This is a genomic window from Frateuria flava (genome assembly GCF_017837635.1).
Classification (GTDB): Bacteria; Pseudomonadota; Gammaproteobacteria; order Xanthomonadales; family Rhodanobacteraceae; genus Frateuria_A; species Frateuria_A flava.
Map to the genome: position 1 here is coordinate 1 of NZ_JAGJRS010000036.1, position 1,096 is coordinate 1,096.

The window sequence follows — 1,096 nt, forward strand, 5'->3', positions numbered from 1 at the left end:
AGAACAATCAGCGAGGCCTTGAAGGCTGAAGCCGTACATCAAGTGGTGACGGAGGGCCGCTCCGTGGCCCAGGTTTGCCAACTGCTGGGCGTGGGCGAGACAGCGGTACGCCGTTGGGTAGCCCGCTGGCGAGGCCAGCAGGACCCGCCGGACCGGGCGCCCACGCAGACGCAGGCTGATCGGCAGAAAATCATGGCTTTGGAGGCAGAGGTCGCGCGGCTGGAAGAGGAGCGTGACCTGTTAAAAAAATCAATTGCCTTCTTCGTTCGGGAGAACGATCGCCCCAGGCGGTGATCGACCGGTTGAAGAAGGCCCATCCGGTTCGTGCGCTTTGCCAGGCCTTGGCCTTGCCACGCAGCAGCTACTACGCGCGCCGACGGGCGCAAGGGCGCAGCCGCGCAGGGACGCCCGAGCAGCTGGCGATCATCCGCCAAGCGCACCGGGACACCCGCGGAAGCTATGGGTCTCGCCGCATGGCTGAGGAGCTGAGCGAGCAGGGGCATAAAGTCGGACGCCATCGTGCTCGTACACTCATGCGTCAAGCGCAGTTGCCGACCGTGCGACGGCCGCCTCGCTACCGCCCGGCGGGGCAGCCGGCGGCAATCGCGCCCAATCGGCTCAACCGTGCGTTCAATCCGCCCGCTCCAAACCAGGCCTGGGCGGGAGACATCACTTACCTGCCAACGCGTGAGGGATGGCTATACCTGGCCATTGTGGTGGACCTGTACGCCCGGCGCATCGTGGGAGCGGCCTTCTCGAACAGCCCCGACTCACCTCTGGTGCTCAACGCGCTGGAGCAGGCCTGGCGGGCCAGAAGGGCGCCGGCTGGCCTGCTCTTCCACTCCGACCAGGGCTGTCAGTACACCAGCACGGCCTTCGTCGCCGCTCTGGAACAACGCGGCATCACTCAGAGCATGAGCCGGCGAGGCAACTGCTGGGACAACGCCGTGGTGGAGCGGGTCTTCCGCAGCCTCAAGCACGAATGGATGAGCCAGGAGATCCACCTCACACGCCGAGACGCAGAGCAGGACGCCAACCTGTTCATCCACTCCTTCTACAACCACCGCCGACGGCACGCCGCCCTCGGACAACGTCC

2 protein-coding genes are annotated in these 1,096 nt (G+C 65.9%); both read left to right on the forward strand.

Annotation, left to right across the window (positions count from 1 at the left end):
• On the forward strand, positions 1-294 hold a 294-nt coding region (locus tag J7I44_RS16715; RefSeq protein WP_209623344.1), incomplete at its 5' end, for a transposase.
• Positions 291-1,096 (forward strand): IS3 family transposase (locus tag J7I44_RS16720; protein WP_342452000.1); only part of this gene is annotated, 806 nt, incomplete at its 3' end. The genes J7I44_RS16715 and J7I44_RS16720, both read left to right, overlap by 4 nt.